Source organism: Pseudomonas baltica (assembly GCF_031880315.1).
Taxonomy (GTDB): domain Bacteria; phylum Pseudomonadota; class Gammaproteobacteria; order Pseudomonadales; family Pseudomonadaceae; genus Aquipseudomonas.
The window spans coordinates 5652649-5671363 of sequence record NZ_CP134771.1 but is presented as its reverse complement, the minus strand read 5'-3'; the positions used below and the strand labels follow the sequence as shown (position 1 = coordinate 5671363).

General features: G+C 58.9%; 21 protein-coding genes. 16 read left to right on the top strand and 5 right to left on the bottom strand.

The features are described from left to right. Positions 1 to 43: 43 nt before the first annotated feature. Both REH34_RS25800 and REH34_RS25795 read left to right on the top strand, forming a co-directional pair. The gene (locus REH34_RS25800) at positions 44 to 961 is read left to right on the top strand and encodes a LysR family transcriptional regulator (RefSeq protein WP_311969665.1); all 918 of its coding nucleotides are present in this window, start codon (positions 44 to 46) and stop codon (positions 959 to 961) included. Positions 962 to 1186: 225 nt separating this feature from the next. Further along, positions 1187 to 1975: a nucleotidyltransferase domain-containing protein gene (locus REH34_RS25795; protein WP_311969664.1), complete on the top strand. Its 789-nt coding sequence runs from the start codon at positions 1187 to 1189 to the stop codon at positions 1973 to 1975. Between the two features lie 192 nt (positions 1976 to 2167). Here the strand turns inward: REH34_RS25795 and REH34_RS25790 are convergent, their stop codons facing one another. Next, on the bottom strand, positions 2168 to 2566 hold the full coding sequence (locus REH34_RS25790; protein ID WP_311969663.1) for a VOC family protein: 399 nt from the start codon (positions 2564 to 2566) through the stop codon (positions 2168 to 2170). Between the two features lie 460 nt (positions 2567 to 3026). On the opposite strand from REH34_RS25790, the gene REH34_RS25785 reads away from it, so the two are divergent. Both REH34_RS25785 and REH34_RS25780 read left to right on the top strand, forming a co-directional pair. Continuing rightward, the gene (locus REH34_RS25785) at positions 3027 to 3566 is read left to right on the top strand and encodes a hypothetical protein (protein ID WP_311969662.1); all 540 of its coding nucleotides are present in this window, start codon (positions 3027 to 3029) and stop codon (positions 3564 to 3566) included. Positions 3567 to 3840: 274 nt separating this feature from the next. Continuing rightward, the gene (locus tag REH34_RS25780; protein WP_311969661.1) at positions 3841 to 4362 is read left to right on the top strand and encodes a hypothetical protein; all 522 of its coding nucleotides are present in this window, start codon (positions 3841 to 3843) and stop codon (positions 4360 to 4362) included. A 102-nt stretch (positions 4363 to 4464) separates the two neighbouring features. On the opposite strand, the gene REH34_RS25775 is transcribed toward REH34_RS25780, so the two are convergent. Next, a complete protein-coding gene (locus REH34_RS25775; protein WP_311969660.1) occupies positions 4465 to 4779 on the bottom strand; it encodes a hypothetical protein in 315 nt (104 codons plus the stop codon). A gap of 82 nt (positions 4780 to 4861) precedes the next feature. Here REH34_RS25775 and REH34_RS25770 point away from each other — a divergent pair, with 82 nt between their 5' ends. Further along, complete coding sequence (locus REH34_RS25770; protein ID WP_311969659.1) at positions 4862 to 5299, top strand: hypothetical protein; 438 nt, start codon at positions 4862 to 4864, stop codon at positions 5297 to 5299. Positions 5300 to 5376: 77 nt separating this feature from the next. On the opposite strand, the gene REH34_RS25765 is transcribed toward REH34_RS25770, so the two are convergent. Together REH34_RS25765 and REH34_RS25760 are read right to left on the bottom strand one after the other, a co-directional pair. Beyond that, on the bottom strand, positions 5377 to 6141 hold the full coding sequence (locus tag REH34_RS25765) for a hypothetical protein (RefSeq protein ID WP_226506203.1): 765 nt from the start codon (positions 6139 to 6141) through the stop codon (positions 5377 to 5379). 152 nt (positions 6142 to 6293) lie between these two features. Beyond that, on the bottom strand, positions 6294 to 6761 hold the full coding sequence (locus REH34_RS25760) for a DUF1203 domain-containing protein (RefSeq protein ID WP_311969658.1): 468 nt from the start codon (positions 6759 to 6761) through the stop codon (positions 6294 to 6296). 160 nt (positions 6762 to 6921) lie between these two features. Between REH34_RS25760 and REH34_RS25755 the strand changes: the two genes are divergently transcribed. The 8 genes from REH34_RS25755 to REH34_RS25720 all read left to right on the top strand — a co-directional run bounded on the left by REH34_RS25755 (position 6922) and on the right by REH34_RS25720 (position 14728). After that, positions 6922 to 7854: a LysR substrate-binding domain-containing protein gene (locus tag REH34_RS25755; protein ID WP_311969657.1), complete on the top strand. Its 933-nt coding sequence runs from the start codon at positions 6922 to 6924 to the stop codon at positions 7852 to 7854. A gap of 202 nt (positions 7855 to 8056) precedes the next feature. After that, positions 8057 to 8830 (top strand): ABC transporter substrate-binding protein, encoded by a 774-nt coding sequence (locus REH34_RS25750; RefSeq protein WP_226506200.1) that lies wholly within the window; start codon positions 8057 to 8059, stop codon positions 8828 to 8830. 37 nt (positions 8831 to 8867) lie between these two features. Further along, on the top strand, positions 8868 to 10022 hold the full coding sequence (locus REH34_RS25745) for a DUF2817 domain-containing protein (protein WP_311969656.1): 1155 nt from the start codon (positions 8868 to 8870) through the stop codon (positions 10020 to 10022). 5 nt (positions 10023 to 10027) lie between these two features. Beyond that, positions 10028 to 11092 carry an aromatic ring-hydroxylating dioxygenase subunit alpha gene (locus tag REH34_RS25740; RefSeq protein ID WP_311969655.1) on the top strand — a complete coding sequence of 355 codons (1065 nt, stop codon included), beginning with the start codon at positions 10028 to 10030 and terminating at the stop codon, positions 11090 to 11092. 119 nt (positions 11093 to 11211) lie between these two features. Next, complete coding sequence (locus REH34_RS25735) at positions 11212 to 11700, top strand: hypothetical protein (RefSeq protein ID WP_311969654.1); 489 nt, start codon at positions 11212 to 11214, stop codon at positions 11698 to 11700. A gap of 122 nt (positions 11701 to 11822) precedes the next feature. Next, a complete protein-coding gene (locus REH34_RS25730) occupies positions 11823 to 13055 on the top strand; it encodes an MFS transporter (RefSeq protein WP_311969652.1) in 1233 nt (410 codons plus the stop codon). A 175-nt stretch (positions 13056 to 13230) separates the two neighbouring features. Beyond that, positions 13231 to 14358 carry a metallophosphoesterase gene (locus REH34_RS25725; protein ID WP_311969651.1) on the top strand — a complete coding sequence of 376 codons (1128 nt, stop codon included), beginning with the start codon at positions 13231 to 13233 and terminating at the stop codon, positions 14356 to 14358. A gap of 130 nt (positions 14359 to 14488) precedes the next feature. Next, the gene (locus REH34_RS25720; protein WP_311969650.1) at positions 14489 to 14728 is read left to right on the top strand and encodes a hypothetical protein; all 240 of its coding nucleotides are present in this window, start codon (positions 14489 to 14491) and stop codon (positions 14726 to 14728) included. A 50-nt stretch (positions 14729 to 14778) separates the two neighbouring features. Here the strand turns inward: REH34_RS25720 and REH34_RS25715 are convergent, their stop codons facing one another. Continuing rightward, a complete protein-coding gene (locus tag REH34_RS25715) occupies positions 14779 to 15213 on the bottom strand; it encodes a GFA family protein (RefSeq protein ID WP_311969649.1) in 435 nt (144 codons plus the stop codon). 357 nt (positions 15214 to 15570) lie between these two features. On the opposite strand from REH34_RS25715, the gene REH34_RS25710 reads away from it, so the two are divergent. The 3 genes from REH34_RS25710 to dctM all read left to right on the top strand — a co-directional run bounded on the left by REH34_RS25710 (position 15571) and on the right by dctM (position 18641). After that, on the top strand, positions 15571 to 16569 hold the full coding sequence (locus REH34_RS25710) for a TRAP transporter substrate-binding protein (RefSeq protein ID WP_311969648.1): 999 nt from the start codon (positions 15571 to 15573) through the stop codon (positions 16567 to 16569). 156 nt (positions 16570 to 16725) lie between these two features. Then, a complete protein-coding gene (locus tag REH34_RS25705; protein WP_311969647.1) occupies positions 16726 to 17358 on the top strand; it encodes a TRAP transporter small permease in 633 nt (210 codons plus the stop codon). Beyond that, entirely contained in the window at positions 17358 to 18641 is a 1284-nt protein-coding gene (dctM, locus tag REH34_RS25700; RefSeq protein ID WP_311969646.1) for a C4-dicarboxylate TRAP transporter large permease protein DctM, read from the top strand. Before REH34_RS25705 ends, dctM begins: the two co-directional genes overlap by 1 nt. Positions 18642 to 18715: the final 74 nt, after the last annotated feature.

Here is an 18715-nt window from a genome sequence, read left to right as displayed (position 1 = left end):
AGATATCTTCTGAAAAACAGATACCTCGTCACCCGGAGTGCTCATGTCCCTGACCCTGCGCCAAGTCCGTTATTTCGTCGCCACCGCCGAGATCGGGCAAATCTCTCAGGCCGCGATTCATTTGAATATTTCCCAGTCGGCGGTTACCACGGCGATCAAGGAACTGGAAAGCATCCTTGGCACGCTGTTGTTCCAGCGCTCGGCCCAGGGCATGAGCCTGACCGACGCCGGGCGGCACTTTTTGAATCGGGCCTACGTGATTTTGCGCAGCGTCGATGACGCGTTGAACAGCCCGTTGCCGGACATCCGCGCCAGTGGTGTATTGCGCTTGGCAGCGAGCTATACGGTGATCGGTTACTTTCTGCCGCACCACCTGCAACGGCTTGAACACTGGCATCCGGACGTGGCCATCGAAGTCCACGAACAAGAGCGGACGGCCATCGAGCAGGGTCTGCTGGAAGGTCGATTCGACATGGCAGTGGTGCTCACCGCAAACCTCACTCACCCGGACATCGTCTCGGAGATTCTCTTCAACTCCGAGCGCCGGTTATGGCTGCCCAGCCGCCATCCCCTGTGTGAGCGTTCGGCAGTCAGCCTCGCCGACGTTGCGAAGGAACCTTACGTTCTGCTGACCGTTGACGAAGCCGAACAAAGTGCCATGCGCTACTGGGAACATGCGCGACAGCAGCCAAACGTGCGGGTGCGGACCAGTTCAGTCGAAGCGGTGCGCAGCATGGTCGCCAATGGCAGCGGCGTGGCAATCCTCTCGGACTTGGTGCACCGCCCCTGGTCACTGGAAGGAAAACGCATCGAAACCCTGACAGTCACCGACAAGGTGACGCCGATGAGTGTCGGACTGGCGTGGCATCGCGAGCGCGAATTCAGCCCGGCGATGCAGGCGTTTCGTAACTATTTCCACGATGCATTTTTGGCGCCGCAACAGCTGTCTGCGCGACGCTGAAAACAGCGAAAATCATGCCCTTCTTTTGTAAATTTACGATGAGCGCCTTGGGCCATTTCCGGTGTGTTGTGATGGGAAGATTTTGGCGGTTTTCTGCCCGTCACGAATGACCGGTTTGGGATAGCGATCGGTCGCGAACAGTTGCATCGGCCAGATGCGACCACTGGACAGTCCGCCTCCGAATGAGTAGCGTGCAATCGAATATCATCTAGTTAGAGTTAGCTCATGGTTTCTATGGCTGTTCAGGAAGAGGTTCGAAGCCGCCTACGACGCGCGGAGGACGAGCATGATGTAAAAATTCTTTTAGCGGTTGAGTCTGGCAGTCGCGCCTGGGGATTTGCATCTCCCAACAGTGACTACGACGCGCGCTTCATCTACGTAAATAAACCTGAGTGGTATCTCTCGGTCGGCCTTGAAGAGCAACGCGACGTCATCGAGTATCCGATCATTGACGACATGGACATCAATGGCTGGGATCTAAGAAAAGCGCTTAGGCTATTCTGGAAATCAAACCCAGGCTTTGTGGAGTGGGTACAGTCGACCATCATTTACGAACACTCTGGATCCCTTCATGAGCGAGCTAAAGAGTTACTACCGCACGTGTATTCGGTAGAGAGTGGCATCTACCATTATCGCAGCATGGCCAAAACCAACTATAGGGGGTATTTGCAGAGCCCTCAGGTACCGCTGAAAAAATACTTTTACGTATTGCGCCCCTTGTTATCGGTGCGTTGGCTGGAACAGTTTGATACGCCCGCCCCCATAGAGTTTGACAAGCTACGCGGTAGTATCGAAAGAGAGCCCGAGCTTCAGCAAGCTATTGATGACTTACTTGCGATTAAGCGCGCGTCTCCGGAGATGGGCCTATCGCCCCAGATCATCCCCATCCAGCAATTTATTGAGCGTGAACTGCATCGACTTGAAACCATCAAGCCGATCCGTAGCGAACGCAAAGAAGTTGAGCCATTGCTTTCCGAACTGTTTCGCTCTGTGTTGAAAGAAACTTGGGGGTGAAGGGTTGCGTCGGAACGCTCTTTAGTAGTCAGGCACATCTGGCTACCTACTCAGATGCCGATGTCAGCCTTCGTATCAAAATTATGTCCACTATGGGAGCCGTCAGTCGCGGCCACGTGCTTTCACTCAGACCGTATGAGCGCACGCTGACGCCGCTCCGTTGAATGCAACATGGCCATCATGAGCTATCTATTAAACTGATACTGCATCGTGGCAGCAGATACAAATCTTGTTGCCGTCCGGGTCTCGAAAGTAGGCGCCATAGTAGTCAGGGTGGTAGTGGGGCCTCAACCCGGGCTCTCCTTCACAGATTCCACCTGTCGCTAGAGCTGTTGAGTAGCTCTTTCTGACTGCTTCTCGATCTGGTGCAAGGAGAGCCACCATGTGACCGTTTCCCGGATCGCTCGCGTTATCGTCAAAGGGTCTGCCTATGACAAAGACTGGACGGGGCGAGTCTTTAGCGATCCAGCCTGCCCAAGGTTTACTCGCATCGCAAAACTTGAGTTTGAGGCCGAGTTCGGCCATTAGCCTGGAGTAAAAGCTATAGGCGCGATCAAAATCACCGATACCTAAAAAAATGTGAGAGATCATGTTGGTTCCTTTAGCGGATATGACCCTGAGAAATCGGCAGCAGTACATTTCGCTCGTTCATCGGCGCAGAGCGCTTGCTGGCCAATCGATTTGCAAGCTTAGATCTATTCCCGGAAATTGTGCTAGTCGATCTAGTCGGCCGCATGCTGAGCGTGGCGGTAACCGCTTTTTGCCGATTACTGCCTATCGCGACGGGCAGAAAACGACCCGAAGCAGACAGAACCTTAGATGGATAAATGACGTCCAACCACTGACAGCGTATGCACTGCGAGCCAAGAAACGCCGGCTTGGGTCGATAGCTCCCTTTTAAAGGATCTAAACTAAGTGTTTCGTTTTGCCATTTGCTTCCCTGGCTTTCCCCAGTCCCGCACCAGCGTGGGGTTCTGTAATTGACTCCAGCGAGCATGGGTGGATACCGTGAGCGTTATTACGGACCGCCCCCATTGACAGGACGCCTCAAGTGAACCGCCAATTACTTACCGCCCTCATCGCCACATCGCTGGCCTGGTCTAGCGCGCACGCTGGCTACTGGAAAGACGCAAAAGGAAATCCCACCCCCGACACTGAATCACGACGAACCGTTGATGAGTTTGGTGGGTCGCTGTTGCTCACTGCCGATCTAGATTGGGAGGAAAAGTGGAATACATCGCCTGAAACGGTGCCCCACTTCCAGGCAACAAGCGTTGTGACCCAAGGGCAAAAGCTATTCACGTTGATTTTCCTGGCCAATCCGAAGTTGAACGCAAACCAGGAAGCCAACGTAACCTGCGATTTGAAGGTGACCAAGCCGGACGGTTCGCTGGCGGTGGATCAAAAAGCAGTGGTCTGTCTTCAACAGCGGCTGCTGGGAAAGCCCAATAACCTCTATCTCGCAGCGCCAGTGATCGCGTTCAGTGGGGAGACCGACGACCCTAGAGGGGTCTGGAAGGTGGAAGTGAGCCTCAAGGATAACGTCCGGAATGTTGTGCTGCCGTTGAAGGCTGCGTTTACGCTGAAGTAGTGGCCTGCGCACGTTGAAAGTGGGGTGTTGGTGAACGCGCAGACCTGATTGCACAGCGGGGCGATGCCACCGGCATTGGCTGTATCGATGCGATGGCCGGGCTAGGGTGCAGTTGATGGCCAGCGGCGCTTGGCGGCAGCAGGTACGGTATAGGAGAGGGACTGACCACCATACGGCGAGCGCAATCTGTTGCAACTGGAAGCTCCCTGCCAAAAGCAGCCGTAACGGCGTTTATGTAGTATCTGCCACTCTTCCCACCTGTATGAGATACCCGATGTCTGGCCGCTACTCCCCGTCCCCAGCAAGGGCTGTACAAGACCTTCAAAACGCACGCTCGCTTTTGGGAAAGCGCCTGAGCAAGCTGCTGCACGACCAGTATTACTTCAACGACGAGAAAGAACTGAGAGACATAGGTGCTCTAGAGTGGCATTTTGGCGAGCGAGAAGTTTTATCAATGTATCTCTTGAGTGACGGCGAGAGAGTAGGCGCGGACTTGTTGCCGTCGGATACGCCGACAGCTTTCGAGATAGAGCCGAACGCGGCCTGCTCTTGGAAAAGGGAAAATCTGCTCGCAGGTTTATCAGCAACGCACCTTGGGAACACTAAAATTTGCGCAGTCGAGGGAATTCTTGACTCTTTCAGCGGACACGAGTCTTGGCTGGCCGGATTCAGAGTTACGTTCGAGACTGGTGACTTCTTGATTTACCTTAACCAGGGCGACGATGCCGTCGTGTTGATTAATGCGCTACCGCCAGTAAACGTGGGCCTCGAAACGCGCTTCGTTACCTCAATTTGATGAAAGCTTTGGGTTGAATCCACAACCCAAAGCGGCCTGTCAGCGGCTAGCAGCTGAAATCCGCTGATAGGAAGCTAGAGAACATCCGTCATCAAGCTGTTTTCAATATGCCTCGCCTTCGTCACCTTCAACACTGGCTCCGAGAGCTCTCGCAATTTCCTTGGCCTTTATGATTGCCGCATCACTGTAGACGAAGGAAATCATCCCCCTCCGATAATCGAAGAGATACTGTTGCTGTGTTAGTGGAGACGTCCACGCTGCTAAATTTTTCCCGCTGGAAACAATGGTTTCACCTGTAAAGGAATTTCTGCGAGCCAACTCGTTTTCTAGCTTCAGTGACGGATCACTTGCGCAAAGTAATTGCCATTCTTCAAGAGCTATTTCCATCGATCTGACAATGTGGATTTCGTAGGCCATAGGTGTGCCGTTTCCTGACTTTTGGATGTACGTGAGACACCTGAATGTCGGTGACGGCTGAGGCTAGCTACTGACGGCATAGGTGTCCAGTGACTCCTTTCGGCCGATTCTGCTGAAAAAAACGGCCATGGTTTCCGCAGCAGAACAGTACGGGGCTGAGCTTGAAATCTTTGCTGTGAGCAGAGGGTTCCCGGTTCAGATTTCGCGTACATGTGCGCAAAAAAGGCATTTTAGCACTCAGTACATACGCAGGCCTCTTGGCCTAAAGCATTACCAAATTCATCGAATAGATAATTCGCCTTGGCTAGCAGAGCTTGAGCAGAGAAACGCCATTCATCCGCAGCACGATAAACAGCGGTTTCCAGAAGATGCCATCCATTATGTCTTTACGTTTCAGGACTCTACCCTGGAATGCATCGTAATTGAGGGGCAGTTCTGGCATCCAAAAGTACAAGTCTTAACCTCGGAGCAGACAGCAAGGGATGTCTGGCGCGAACTGATAAATGCTGTGGGCACCTGATCCCAATAGTCACGAGAGGATGAGCGCTGTGGGCCAGAAGTCGCCTGTCATAGGCGGCAGCCATCAACCAGGATCACTCAACGCCTGTCCAGCACCCTCGCCAACAAAAACGTCGCCAGCACCGCCAGCATCACCGCAGCGGCAATGGCCGCGAGCCCTCCCCATTGCACCAGCCCCCCTTTCAGAACCAGATAGAACCCCAGAACGCCCACACCGCCAATGGCGTTGCCCCTGATGATCTTGCTCATTTCCTGCCTACCGCCCTGAACGTGAGCGAATACCGTCAACGGCCAGGCAATGACCGGAATCGGCGCCAGCATCCCGCTGGCGACAGGCCCGAGCCACGCGGCGCTGGCGGTGATCGCCAGCAGCAGCAATGTCGCTGTCAGCATGCGCATCGGGATCACCCAGCTTGGCACCGGCACCAACAGCGCAGCGGTCGTGCGTACCTGTCGCGAAGTGACGAGGATGATCGAGGCGATCAGGATCAGCGTCACGATGACCGGCACCATCAGGCTTTCCAAACGGCTCATCAGGGCAGCCATCGCGGCATACGTTGCCAAGGCCGCCATGCACGCGACGGGGACGCGAACACGTCGTGCCACGACGACATAGCACAGGTAGGTCGCCTGGACTGCAGTCAGCCCAGCCAATGCCCCGGGAATCGCCCTCAGCGCGAATTCGCTGCCTTGTTCGAGGGTGAGAAACAGCATGATCAGCGCTGAAGTGACGGGCAATCCAGAGAGAAGGCCCGCGAGGCGGGTTCCCCAGCGATGGCCCGCCAGCGAAATGGCGAGCATCAAAGCGGGCGTAATGAATAATTTCAGGTAGAAGGCAGTCATGGGCGAACAGGCAAATTAATGGTTCTGCAGGTGCCCTACGCGTCGTGCACGCAGGGCTTGGGGTCGCCATGCTAGTTGAACCGGACTGGCGAGAGGAAGATTTTATCTGCGCTCGACACACCCGGCGCAGATCGCAGACAAGTGATGCGCCGTCACACCCGATCTATCCGCGCCGCATAACACCCTCGCTTGGCATGATGCACATGAATATAGCTGACCTGCGGATCGGCGAACATTCGTGCAATCACGGCTTCTATGTCTGTCCCTGCGACGACATCGGCGTCGATCATCATCCCGCTGTCGGCGTAAGCACGCAGCGACAGCAGGCGGATACGCATGGCCTCAGGCACCTGTCCCACGGCGTCATAAACCTGCGTGGCGCCTTCACGCACGAAGATCGCGTGCGAGGCCCGGTATGGCGTATCGGCTGGCTGGCAAACATGGTTGAGCAACAGCACGCTTTGGCCTATCTGGGCGTCTTTCAACTCGATGCGGTCAGGAAAACCAGGGTCGCTGTCGACCTGATAGCGTTTGACGCCGAGCGCTGCCAGCGCCTGATCGGGCAGGCCAAACAACGCCTGAAAGGGTTCGGGGGAAAGTCCGGAAATACGAAAAGTCATGGGCGTCTCCTGTCATGTAGAGACGCATGAGAGCGGATGCATGACCGGCTGCGCTATCCGCTTCTTGCTCATTGCGTGCCCTCAAGAAACACGTGGCGCTTCACAGCGACCAGCATCCGTCCAATAATCCAGGCATCACCCACTTCCCCACGGACACTGCATGGATAATTTGCCGCCCCTGAGAGCCCTGCAGATCTTCAATATCGTCGGTCGCTGCGGCGGCATTGCCGAGGCGGCGCGTCGCCTCGGGATTTCGACCGGCGCGGTCAGTCAGCAGATGAAAATCCTCGAGGACAGCCTCGGGATGAGCCTCACGGTAAAGGATGGCAAGCGCATCCGCCTGACTGCCGTGGGCGAGCGTTATCACCGCAATTGCGCCGCCGCTTTCGAGAGTTTGCAGGTAGGTAGAGCCGAAGTGGAACTGGCGAAAAACACCAGCAACCTGCGCGTCAGCGGGTTGCCTTCGCTGATGTCCAAATGGCTGGTCCCGCAGGTATACACCTGGCAGGATCGATTCCCCCACGTCGATCTGTTTCTAGAGGCCCGCCACGCCGAGCCCGCCACCGATGGCTACGCGATCGACTTTCGCATCACTTACGGTGACGGGGTGCCGGACACGGGCAATGCAATCGAATTGTTCCGCGACTGCATCGTGCCGGTCTGCAGCCCGGGTCTGCTCGACAAACAAGCGCCGATCATCCATGCAGAGCAGCTCCTCGAGTACCCGCTGCTGTCGGTGGACTGGCTACCCAGCTTCGCCTCACCGCCCTCCTGGCGCGACTGGTTCGACGCCCAGCAGGTCGATTGCGCGACGTTGAACGATGGTCATCGCGTGTTTTCACTGTCATCCATGGCCATACAGGCCGCCATTGAAAACCGAGGGTTCGTTCTCGCGCAGTACGCCATGGTGTGCGCGGACCTCGAGGCCGGGCACCTGGTCATGCCACTGGCTCGCCCGCTGTTCCTGCCCTCCTCCTACTATCTGATCTGGAGCAACAGCGCCTTCGAGAAACCCTGGGGTCGGGACTTCCATCGGTGGCTGGTCGCGCGTGGCAAAGACCAACATGAGGCAAACCAACGGCTTTATGTTTAGTTTTTCTAAACCATTGACCAGTTTTACTGAGCTGTTCTCTACACTTAAAGTCGGCTATGTTGACGCCATGAGTTGCCCATAATAATTAGCCTGAACACCGTTGCTTTTCCGTTTTGCTGCCAATCACCACAGGTCGACCTTGCGCGCATTGCCGCGCTGCCTGTCGCCCTGTGCCGCATATGTCCAGTCGGAAAACGCGCACATGAAAAGACTCATCGCCACCGTTCTACTCGCCATCGCCTCGACCACTGCCTTCAGCAAAGACCTCACCACGATTCGATTCGGCGTGGACCCGACGTTCGCCCCCTTTGAATCCAAAACGGCAGATAACACACTCCAAGGCTTCGACATCGATCTGGGCAACGCCATCTGTGCGCAACTGAAAGCCAAATGCGTGTGGGTGGAAACCGGCTTCGACAGCATCATCCCGGCGCTCAAGGCGCACAAATTCGATGCGATCCTGTCGGCGATGAGCATCAACGAAACCCGCGCCAGGCAGGTGGCGTTCAGCGACAAGCTGTATCTGTCCCCGAGCCGAATGATCGCCAAAGCCGGCAGTACGCTGCAGCCTACCCCTGAGTCGCTGGCCGGCAAGACCATCGGCGTTGCCCAAGGCACCACTCAGGAGGCCTACGCAAAAGCCAAATGGGCCTCTAAAGGGGTCAACGTGGTGAGCTACGCCAACCAGGAGCTCATCTACCCCGAGCTGCTCAATGGCCGCATCGACGCCACGTTCACTGATTCGGTGGTCGGCGACATGGGCTTTTTGAAGACCGCCCAAGGCGCGGGCTATGCCTTCGCCGGCGAGCCAGTCAAAGACGTCGCCTTTCTGGGTGAAGGCGTGGGTATCGGCATCGAAAAATCCAACAAGGCGCTGATCGACGCGATCAACTCGGCGTTGCGCGCGATGCACGAAAACGGCACCTACGACGCCATCCAGAAAAAATACTTCAGCTTCGATATCTATAACGGCTGAGCACCCCCCGTGCGGCCCAGTGTTGCGAGTCATAGTCATGCCTGATGCTTTCCCGAATCACCCCAGCTATTGCGGCTTGCGCGAGCGTTTCGTGCACGCCGCCACCCAAGCCGGGGCGTCCCTGTCGCGCTACGATCACCCACTGCCGGGCCCGTTCGGCGAGTCACTGAGCACCGACGTCGCCTGGCTGGGCAACCCGAGGGCCGAACGGGTGCTGGTGACACTTAGTGGCACCCACGGCGTCGAGGGCTACTACGGCTCGGACTGCCAGAGCCAATGGCTCGAAACCTACGGCACCCGCGAACTGCCGGACGACGTCGCGATCCTGATGATCCACCTGATCAACCCCTGGGGCACCGCCTGGATGCGCCGGGTCAACGAAGACAATATCGACCTCAACCGCAACTACATCGACTTCACCCAGCCACTGCCCGACAACGCCGCGTATGCGGCAATCCACGATGTCTACACCTGCACCGATCTCGAGGGCCCGTCGCGCGCGCAGGCCGATGCGCGGTTCAACGCGCTGGTGGAGGAGCATGGCTGGGCGCAACTGATGGCGATCGTCGGTGCCGGGCAATATCAGTTTGCCGACGGTCTGTTCTTCGGTGGCCACGCCCCGAGCTGGTCCAATCAGACACTCCGGCAGATCCTCGCGACACACCTGGGCAGCGCCAAAGTGGCCATGACCTTCGACCTGCACACCGGCGCGGGTGAATACGGTCATCCGATGCTGATGACCATCGTCCAATCGGCCTACCCGGCACTGCCGGATGCGCAGTCGCTGTTCGGCCCGTGGTTGTACACCCTGATCACCGCAGCCAATACATTGAGCGATACCGGGGTGGCCGCCACGTCTACCGGCTACACCTCGCAGGCATTGCTCGACGCGCTGCCCGAGGTCCAGCTGATGCCGTTCGTGATCGAGTGCGGCACCTGGCCAGGGCCACCGATGCATGCCCAATTGCGTGCCGATCACTGGCTGCACTTGCACGGTGATCCGCTGAGCGAGCAAGGCCAGATGATCAAGCGCGGGCTGTTGGAGCAATTCTATCCTGACGACAGCGACTGGCAGGCGCTGGTCGGGCTGCGCACCCGGCAAATCTGGGAGCGCGCGCTGACCGCGCTGATCCATCAGGATTACACCCCGAAAACGCCACGCGCAGACTTGTCAACTTCGCCGCAGGAGTAACCCGAATGTACTTACGCAACGCCTGGTACGTGGCTGCCAGCGAGAATGAAATCGGTGACGGCCTGTTCCCGACTACCTTGCTGAGCGAGCCCGTGGTGCTGTTTCGCAAAGCCGATGGGCAAATCAAAGCACTCGAAGACGCCTGTCCGCACCGCAAGCTGCCGTTGTCGATGGGGCGCCTGGACGGCGACCAGGTCGAGTGTGGCTATCACGGCCTCACCTTCGACAGCGAGGGCACCTGCACCCGTGCGCCCACCAGCGCCAGAATCCCGGCCAGGGCCAAGGTTCACAGCTATCCGCTGCAGGTGCGCTACGGCCTCGTCTGGCTGTGGATGGGCGACCCGGCATTGGCAGACCCGGCCAGCCTGTGCGAGGTACCCGAATGGGGTGATCCGTTATGGGGGCTCAGCTGCGGGGCCAGCATGACCGTGCCGTGCAACTACCTGTACATGACCGACAACCTGCTCGACCCGTCCCATGTCGCGTGGGTGCATCAATCGTCCTTCGGCAATGCGGCCTGTGCGTCGGAGCCGGTCACCGTGACCGAAACAGCCAATGGTGTGATCGTCTCGCGCTGGATGCGCAACGTCGAGGTGGCGCCGTTCTACGCCCAGTTCGTGACCTTCGCCGGGCCGTGCGACCGACTGCAGCATTACGAAGTCCAGTTCCCCTGCCAGGCCATCATCAAGGCGGTGTTTACCCCCGCCGGCACCGGGCACGATGACGCGCCGATGCACGAAGAGGTGTTCTTGATGAACTCCTACAACTTCATGACGCCGGTCGACGCGCACACCACCCGCTATTACTGGTTCCAGATGCGCAACTTTGACCCCGACAACGAGGCTGTATCACGTCGATTCGATGAAGATGTCCAGCATGCCTTTGCCGAAGACCGCGCGGTGCTGGCGGCCGTACACAAAGGCATGCTCAACCCCCGCACAGCGCCGATAAACCTGCCCAGCGACGCAGGGCCGATCAAGTTTCGGCGCGAACTGGCGAGGCGCATCGCCTTGCAAAGCGCTGAAGATCGGCACGCCTCTGAAAGCTTGATCGCCAGTACAGCGACCTGAACTTCGATTGATCGCCGCCCGCATCTGCCAAATAAATCTGCCCGCCAACGCCGACGAACCCCGCAAGACTGAATACAATACGGGCCTGATTATCCTGTCCCGACCAAGGAACACGCCTCATGGCTTCCCCCGACAAACAGCAAAAACGTGCCCAGCGGGCCAAAGCCAAGGCCAAGCAAAATCGTTCGAGCAAACCTAAAGCCAACGTCGTCCATCCACTGCTGGCCAACCCGTTGATCAATGAGCCCTTCGATGACGTTGAAATCGATCTGAGCACCTTCGACTTCAAGGATATCGAAGAGAACGGCTTCGACCCGGCCCAGTTCGACGATCTTTTCCAGGCAATGAAAGTCGGCGAAGGCATCAGCCTGTTGGCGATGTGTCTGATATTCCTGCAGTACCCGGTGTTGGAGCTGGTCGTCGCCGAGGAAGCGCCGGAGCCGGCGACCGATTTCATGATGGGGCTGCTGATCGTCTATCGTCAGATCTTTTACGGCGAAGACGAAGACGCTGCGGTGACCTGGATCAGCAGCGACGCCTTTCAGCGTGACTACAACGAAGCATCGACGATCCTGCAGAAAAAGAACGCTCGCGACATTCGCGCTTGAAGGGGGCGCTCAAGGGCCTCGACAGCGACCAGGCCGCAAATCGCTGACAAGGGTTCTTTATCCGGCGCTTTTCCCCCATGATTGGCGGCCCGCTTTGCGTACATTTCAGCCCGAGCCCATCGATGACCTCCGACGTTACCGCTTTGACGCCCTTCAGCCGCTATCAAAAATTCGTCGTCGGCCTGCTGGCCACCCTGCAGTTCGCAGTCATTATCGATTTCATGCTCATGGCCCCGCTGGGTGCGATGATCATGCCGGCGCTGAGCATGTCCGCCAGCCAGTTCAGCCTGGTGGTCAGTTCGTACGCGTTCGCTGCCGGGCTGAGCGGCTTGATCACCGCAGGCTTTGCCGATCGCTTCGATCGCAAGAAACTGCTGCTGTTTTTCTACGGCGGATTCGTCCTGGGCACGCTGTGGTGTGGTCTGGCTGCCAGCTTCGAGACCTTGTTGCTGGCGCGCGTGGTCACCGGCATCTTCGCCGGGGTGATCGGCTCGATCGTGCTGGCCATCGCCGCCGACCTGTTCGCCCCGCAATCGCGGGGCCGGGTCATGGGAGTGCTGCAGACTGCATTCGCCGCCAGCCAGGTGCTCGGCCTGCCCGTGGGCCTGTACCTGGCCAACCATTGGGGCTGGCACGCGCCCTTCCTGCTGCTGGCCGCCATGGGCGCGGCCGGCGGGCTGGTGATTGGGCTGGTGATGCGGCCCGTCGCCGACCACCTCAAAGCCCCGCAGGAGCACAGCGCCTTTCGGCATCTGTTCAACACCCTGACGGCCCCGCAGCACTGGGCCGCCTTCGCCGCCACCGGGCTGCTGACCACCGGCGGCTACATGCTGATGCCATTCAGCAGCGCCTTCACCGTTAACAACCTGGGCATCGACATCACCAGCCTGCCCACCGTCTACCTGCTCACCGGGCTGTGCACCATCGTCGCGGGGCCCTTGATCGGCCGCGCCAGCGATACCGTCGGCAAGCTCCCGGTGTTCTACCTCGGCAGCGCACTGACCATCGTCATGGTCACGCTTTACACACACCTGTCCAACGTGCCGTTGCCTTGGGTCATCCTGATCAACGCGGCGCTGTTCGTGGGGATCTTCTCGCGGCTGATCCCCTTCCAGGCCATGGTCGCTGGCGTCCCTGCGCCCTCCCATCGCGGCGCGTTCAACGCCGTCAGCTCGGCTATCCAGCAGTTGTCTGGCGGCTTTGCCTCGCTGTTGGCCGGGCATATCGTCATGATCGGCGCGGACGGCAAGGTGCTGCACTTCGACGTGGTGGGCTATTGCCTGGTCGCCACCACGGTGGTTGCGGTCTATCTGGTGCGGCGGGTGCAGCGCGGGCTGCTGGTGGCTAAAGCCTGACAGTTGTCGATCCGGGCGTTACAGCAGCCCCTCCTCGCTCAACGCCTGCTGCACCGAAAAATCCCCGCTCGATATGAACGTATCGCCCTGGCAATTGATCTCAACCTCTCTGGCAAAGCCCTTTCAAAGCCTTTTCGCCATGCGCGCCGACCATCAGGGTCGCAGGAGCAACTTGATGTTTCACGTTATGTTCAGCACCCCTTGCCTGTATGTGATCGTTCGGTTCATCTGGCCCATGCCATGGCCCTTGCCCGTCAGGTTGGCCAGTGCGCTGGTGCTGCTGCTCGCTTCGCAGTACCACCTGTATGCCAGGTTCTCGTCCGGCAGCGTGTTCTCGCCGGAGTTTCCGCGCGCTGTGCTGATGTTTTTTAACTGGGCGTTCGGCGCGATATTGCTGATCGCGGTGCTGCAGATTGTCGTCGACCTGGGCACGCTGCTGACGATGCTGGTGCGCCGCCAATGGCTGACCATACCCGCCACGCTGCGCTATGCCTTGGGGACCGCGGCGCTGATACTGGCAGCCGTTGGCGTACAGCAAGCGGTGCGCGTGCCGCCGGTGAAAGATATCGAAGTGGCGATCAAAGATCTCCCCCCGCAGTTCGACGGCTACACGCTGTTGCAACTGACCGACATGCACATCACTCGGCTGTTCAACGAGCCGTGGGCGCGCGCGGTGGTGGAGCGCTCGAACGCGCTGGGGGTCAACCTGATCGTAATCACTGGCGACCTGATCGACGGCCCGCTCAGCGCGCGCACGCGGGACGTCGAGCCGCTGCGGGACCTGCACGCGGCCGATGGGGTGTATGTGATCCCCGGCAACCACGAGTACTTCTTCGACAACGAGGAGTGGATGCAGTATTTCGTCTCGCTGGGCATGAAGCGCCTGACCAACAGCCACTCGGTAATCCAACGCAACGGTGCGCAATTGGTCATCGCCGGGGTCACCGACCTGAGCGCGCCGCGCGCCGGCTTGCCGGGGCCAGACCTGCAACAGGCTCTGGCCGGAGCCCCCGCCGATGCGCCGATCATTCTGCTCGACCACCAACCGCGCAACGCCCGGCAAGCCGCCCGCCAAGGCGTGGCGCTGCAGTTGTCGGGCCATACCCACGGCGGCATGATCCGCCCACTCGACCTGATCATCGCCCGCGCCAACGAGGGCTTCGTGTCCGGGTTCTATGATGTCGATGGCATGCAGCTGTACGTCAACAACGGCACGGCCCTCTGGCCTGGTTTTGCCATACGCCTGGGCGTGCCTTCGGAGCTGACGCGCATTACCCTCAGGCGCGCGGTGGCGCCGGGCTGAAGGTGCGGCCAGGCGATGCAGCGTTGAGCGCGCTTGGCGTCACCGCTGAACAATGTCATTGAGCCCGCGACACAATCCAATAATTAGCGCACCGTGTGCGCATAACGAATCACTTTTATCTGGACGTTACATGACACCCAACGCAGAACACTACAACCCTTCCACGGAATATGCCGACAAGCTGATTTCGCGCATTGGGCAGACACCCTCATGGATCGCCAAGCGCATCGGTGTGACTGACAAGCGCATTCGCTACATCCTAGAGGGTGAACGGACCGTGAAGGGCGAAACCACGCCGATTCAGATGACGTATACCGAGCAGTTTGCGCTTGAGTGTCTGGCTGCAGAGGCTAAAGCGCTGAAGCCGTAATGTTCGCCAGCGTCGCGGAGCGGTCCGCAATACCGCTCCACCTCAGCCCCTCAACCCTCAACCCGCAAAGCCCTGATCAGCGACTCCAGCGATTCCACCGCAGCCTCAAAAACATGCCCGGACCGCACTGTATCCCACGGCATCGCATCCCCTACGCAATAATCCCCCACACATGCCATGGCGCTGCTCTGCGCTGCCAACAACCCCAATGGCACCCACACATAACGCGAGCCCCGCAAGGCATTGGGCACCGTCGAACCGCATTGTCTGCAGAAGTCGTTCCGATAGCCGCTGGATTTGACCCAGCTGTTTATTGCGCCCTCCTCTGCCTGCCACTTGAAACTGGATTCAGTGACGATCGTCGCGCAGTTATAACCCGTGCCAGTTTGTCGGCGGCACAGCGAGCAGTGGCACCGATAGAAATAAAGCGGCTCTGTGCTCAGGGAGAAAGCCACTGCCCCGCACAGGCACTGTCCTGTCAGCATTTCTGTATGTCCTTGTTCAAGGGGCTACCGCGTTTGATGGGCGCAATACTGTGGCCCGCACAGGGCAGTGAAGTCAAAGCGCGGGTATGTACCAAGAGCCGTGCGGATGACTGATACGCGATAAAACCATGACCACCCGCTCTCGTGCATTCTGGACCAGACCCTTCGGGTGGCGATGCCTGGCCTCATGACTACTCGATAGCGCCAGCGTTCGTGTGCAACGAACGCTGGGTTATCGAAAAGCTAATTCTCAACACGCAACGGATTGACCCATCTTAGGCCGATACTGATCGCTGGTTGGTTGGATAAAGAGGCCCATAGAGGCTTCTCATACAACAATAAAAAAGGAGCATTCCAATGCTGAAGTTGACCAAGGCGCTGTTCTGCGCCGCCGCGCTGTCCATGACCGCCCTCGCGCAGGCAGCCGACCCTATCGTTATCAAGTTCGCCCATGTGGTCGCGGAAAACACTCCCAAAGGTCAAGGCGCGCTGATGTTCCAGAAGCGGGTCGCCGATGATGCGCTGCTCAAGGACAGGGTCAAGATCGAGGTGTATCCAAACTCCTCGCTGTTCGGCGATGGCAAGGAAATGGAGGCACTGCTATTAGGGGATGTACAACTCCTGGCGCCGTCGCTGGCCAAGTTCGAGCAATACACCAAGCAGCTGCAGATTTACGACCTGCCCTTCCTCTTCGATGACCTGGCAGCGGTCGACCGCTTTCAGCAAGGCCCGCAAGGCAAGGCGTTGCTGACGGCAATGGACGACAAGGGCATCCACGGCCTGGCCTATTGGCACAACGGCCTCAAGCAGCTTTCGGCCAACAAGAAGGTCATCGTGCCCAAGGATGCGCGCGGCCTGAAGTTCCGCGTGCAGGCTTCAAGCGTGCTCGAAGCGCAATTCGTTGCCATTCATGCCAATCCGCGCAAAATGAGTTTCGCCGAGGTCTATCAGGGCCTGCAGACCGGCACCGTGAATGGCACCGAGAACACCTGGTCCAACTACGAGAGCCAGAAGGTCAACGAAGTGCAGCCCTTCTTCACCGAAACCAACCATGGCCTGATCGACTACATGGTCATCACCAACGCGAAGTTCTGGAACGGCCTGCCGGAAGATATCCGCACCGAACTGCAAAAGATCATGGACCAGGTGACCGTCGAGGTGAACAAGCAGGCTGAGGCCCTGAACAATACCGCCAGGCAGAAGATCATCGACGCCAAGACCAGCGAAATCGACCCGCTCACCGCCGAGCAACGCCAGCAATGGCGCGAAGCGATGCGCCCGGTGTGGGACAAGTTCTCCGATGAAATTGGCGCCGATCTGATCAAAGCTGCGGACGACTCGAACAAGGCGCCGTAAGGTCGGGCCCCTTCGCGGGCAAGCCTCGCTCCCACAGGGAACTGTTTGCACTGTGGGAGCGAGGCTTGCCCGCGATAGGGCCCTCCAGTCATGCCTTATCAGCCCCTGTTTGCGCGTCCTCACCGGCCCTGCACATGCCCTGATCGGAGAACACCGATGCAATCACTCAGACGAATCTGGGAGCGCTTCGAGGAAGGCATGATCGCCTTCCTGCTGGCCGCCATGACCCTGGTAACCTTCACCTACGTGGCGCTGAACAACCTCTACACGCTGTTCTACACCCTGAGCGACAAGGTCCCATTCGCCAGCGATGCGCTGGCCAGCGTCGGCGATCATCTGATGAGCTACGCCCAGGGGATGACCTGGAGCGTGGCCCTGACCAAGGCGTTGTTCGGCTGGCTGATCTTTTTCGGCATCAGCTACGGCGTGCGTACTGCCGGCCACCTGGGCGTCGACGTGCTGGTGAAAAAGACCAGCAAACCGGTGCAGCGTTTGCTGTCGATGCTCGCCTGTGCCTGTTGCATGGCCTACGCCGGACTATTGCTGGCGGCGAGCTACAAATGGGTGTCGGCGTTGTTGGTGGCAGGGGTCGGTGCTGAAGACCTGGACCGCTACGGGGTCAAGGTCGGCTACATCACCGCCATCGTGCCCTTCGGCTTTGCCCTGATCATTGCCCGTTATCTGGAAATCTTCTATCGCCTCTACACCGGTCGCCAGACCGGCCTGGGCCTGGCGGACGAAGCTCGCGAGGCGACGAAGCTGGCCAACCCGAGCGAGGAGCAACACTGATGACGGTGATCTGCCTGTTTTTGCTGCTCTTCGTGTTCATGTTCCTGGGCGTGCCGATCGCAATCTCGCTGGGGCTGTCGGGGGCGGTATCGATTCTGCTGTTCAGCCACGACTCCCTGAGCTCGCTGGCGATAAAGCTGTTCGAGACCTCCGACAGCTACACCTTTCTGGCCATACCGTTCTTTTTGCTGTCTGGCGCATTCATGACCACCGGTGGCGTGGCCAAGCGCCTGATCGACTTTGCCAACGCCTGCGTCGGCCATATCCGTGGCGGCCTGGCCATTGCGGCGGTGCTGGCGTGCATGCTGTTCGCAGCGCTGTCCGGCTCCTCGCCGGCCACCGTGGCGGCCGTCGGTTCGATCGCAGTCGCTGGCATGGTGCGCTCGGGCTACCCCAAGGAATTCGGCGCGGGAATCATCTGCAACGCCGGTACGCTGGGCATCCTCATTCCGCCGTCGATCGTGATGGTGGTGTATTCGGCCGCGACCGAAACCTCGGTCGGCAAGCTGTTCATGGCCGGGGTGGTACCCGGCATCCTGCTGGGCGTGGTGCTGATGGTGGTGATCTATATCGTCGCCCGCATCAAGAAGCTCCCAGCCCAACCGCGCGTGAGTATTGGCGAGTGGCTAGCCACCGCACGCCGGGCCTTCTGGGGCCTGCTGTTGCTGGTAATCATCCTCGGCGGCATCTACAGCGGCCTGTTCACGCCCACGGAAGCGGCAGCGGTGGCGGCGGTGTACTCGGCCTTTATCGCGCTGTTCGTGTACAAGGACATGCGCTTGCGCGACTGCCCCAAAGTGCTGCTCGAATCGGGCCGGCTGACCATCATGCTGTTGTTCATCATCGCCAATGCGATGCTGTTCGCCCACGTGCTGACCACCGAGCAGATTCCACAGCAGATCACCAACTGGGTGGTGTCCGAGGGACTGACGCCGATCGGTTTTCTGATCATGGTCAACATCGTCTTGCTGGTGGCCGGCAGCTTCATGGAGCCGTCGGCGATCATCCTGATCCTGGCGCCGATCTTTTTCCCGATCGCGACGAAACTGGGCATCGACCCGATCCATCTGGGCATTGTCATGGTGGTCAACATGGAGATCGGCCTGGTGCATCCGCCGGTGGGCCTGAACCTGTTCGTGACCTCGGCGGTCACGGGCCTGACGTTGGGGCAGACGATCCGCGCGGCGCTGCCGTGGCTGTCGATCCTGTTGATGTTCCTGATCCTGATCACCTATGTGCCGATCATCTCGCTGGCGCTGCCCAAGTGGCTGGGGATGCCATAAACGCTCCTGCGCAGCGGCTGTCGCGGATTTCGTGTGTCTGGCAACGTCTGTACCTATACTCACGTGGTCGCTGG